Here is a 1,858-nt window from a genome sequence, read left to right as displayed (position 1 = left end):
GTTCTTCATGCCCTCGTCGGAGGCGCGGCTCAGCTCTTCCTGGAGCACGTCATCGACCACGTGTACCGCGCTGTCGATCATCAGTTCGATCTCGCCGCCCTTGATGCGGAACTGCCGCTTCAGGGAGATCTCGCCGGCCACCGGTCCCTCGGGGCTCTCGTAGGTGGCGGGGCCGGTCTCGTAGTCGTAGAACAGCGAGGCGATGGGCGCGCGCCAGTCGTGGACGCGGCTCACCCCGGCGAGGTCGTCGTGAAAGTGGTGGATGCCGATGTAGACCGGCTCGGCCTTTCCGCCACGGGCGAAGTCGAAGCGCCCGAAGTAGGGCGAGTGACGGAGCTTCTCGAGCTTGTGGCGCCGGGCCAGGGCGTTGTCGCCGGTCATCACCGCCTGCTCGATCGACTCCCGCGCCGAGATCTTTTCGATATGGTCCATCTCGTCGCGGCTCGTCCAGAGGTACTCCTTCTGGGCCTGGATATCCTCGGCATAGGCGGCCAGGCGCGCCTCGAGCTCCTCCAGGTTGGCCTCAATGCGCTCCAGGGTATGATCGAGCTGCCGCCGTTCGGCCACTCGTTCGGGGGTATCGGCTTTCTGGTTCATCGTCTCTCGTTCGACTGGGCGTCAAGGTAACGGGATCAGAAGGAAGAGGCGCCAGGAACAGGGGAGGGGTGTACGGCGCCAGGCGGGCCAGCGAGCGCCTTCACTCGGCACAATCGATGCATTTCAGCACGGTGGGATCCCACTCCAGTCGCTTGACGGCGATCCATTCACCGCACTCGACACACTCCCCGAACGTTTCCCGATCCAGGCGAGCCAAGGCCGCGTCGATGCGTCGGATCGCCAGCTGTCGCCGATCCTCCTCGGCCTTGGCCATGGCCTGGCCCTGCAAGGCATCCATGCGCGACAGGCGGCCCACGGACTGCTGGTCCACCATCACCGTGGCACGGCTCTCCTTGCTCTGGTAGCTCTGGTCGATCAGCAAGGCCTTGGCGTCCGCCAGCTGGCGGGTGATCTTCTCGATATCGAGTTCCGGATGATTCATCCCTTGCCCTTCACGTTCAGTGGACCAAGGAGGCGATGGTAAGAAACACCGCCTATCCACCGGCCGAAAGCCCACAACATAGCCGCTTTGCTCAAGAATTTGTAGTGCCGGGGACTCGCCGGCTCAGAGCTCCGGGGCGTCGTAGCCGTGGGGTTCGTCGGTGTAGACGCAGACGTTGGCATGGTGCACGTCTCCCTCGGGCGACTCGACGTGGGTGGCGAAGAATTCCTTGATCTCGCGACGGTTGCAGTGCGCCTCGAAGGCCTCGCGGCTGGCCCAGGTCTCGTGGAAGACGATGGGATAGCTGGCGCCCTGGGCGTTGGGATGATCGATATGCCGGGTCACGGTGTACCGGAGACAGCCGTCCTCGCGATGGGCATTGGGTTCGAGCGCCTGCAGGGCCTTGAACACGGCCTCCTCACGGCCGGGCCTGGGCTTGAAGCTGGCGATGCAGTAGAGCTTGCGGGACATGGATCACTCCAGGTTGACGGCTCTCCTTGGCCCCGGATTGCGGCCTGGGAGCATCCTTGACAAGAAAGCCGGCACACCGCGCGAGACGGGGCCGACTCGGGGAAGGGTCAGCGCAGCAGCAGCACCGGAATTCGCGTCTTGCGCAGCATCTCGGTGGTGGTACTGCCCACCAGCAGGTGGCGGATGCGCGAGTGGCCGTAGGCCCCCATCACCAGCAGGTCGATGCCCTGCTCCTCCTGGTAGGCACGCAGGGTCGCCTCCACCTCGCCGGCGCGGATCGCGCCCTCGGCCTCGTGGCCGGCATCGCGCAGCGTGGCCAGGGCCCAGTCGAGCTGGGAGCGGTGGTCA

At 65.4% G+C, this 1,858-nt stretch carries 3 protein-coding genes and 1 pseudogene; all 4 read right to left on the bottom strand.

Going from position 1 to position 1,858, the window contains the following annotated elements; translation table 11 throughout:
- Positions 1 to 597, bottom strand: a pseudogene (locus ACOMD9_RS21040) (helicase); the annotation flags it as partial.
- 100 nt (positions 598 to 697) lie between these two features.
- The gene (locus tag ACOMD9_RS21035) at positions 698 to 1,039 is read right to left on the bottom strand and encodes a TraR/DksA family transcriptional regulator (protein ID WP_421417973.1); all 342 of its coding nucleotides are present in this window, start codon (positions 1,037 to 1,039) and stop codon (positions 698 to 700) included.
- 123 nt (positions 1,040 to 1,162) lie between these two features.
- A complete protein-coding gene (locus ACOMD9_RS21030) occupies positions 1,163 to 1,510 on the bottom strand; it encodes a putative quinol monooxygenase (RefSeq protein WP_421417972.1) in 348 nt (115 codons plus the stop codon).
- Positions 1,511 to 1,617: 107 nt separating this feature from the next.
- The coding region (locus ACOMD9_RS21025; RefSeq protein ID WP_421417971.1) for a universal stress protein at positions 1,618 to 1,858 on the bottom strand (241 nt) is incomplete at its 5' end.

This window comes from Halomonas terrestris (assembly GCF_049166755.1).
Classification (GTDB): domain Bacteria; phylum Pseudomonadota; class Gammaproteobacteria; order Pseudomonadales; family Halomonadaceae; genus Halomonas.
This window is presented reverse-complemented; position numbering and strand designations above follow the sequence as displayed.

Coding starts and splice junctions, on each gene's coding strand:
- ACOMD9_RS21035 (WP_421417973.1), bottom strand. CDS start 1,039: ATGAATCATCCGGAACTCGATATCGAGAAGATCACCCGCCAGCTGGCG.
- ACOMD9_RS21030 (WP_421417972.1), bottom strand. CDS start 1,510: ATGTCCCGCAAGCTCTACTGCATCGCCAGCTTCAAGCCCAGGCCCGGC.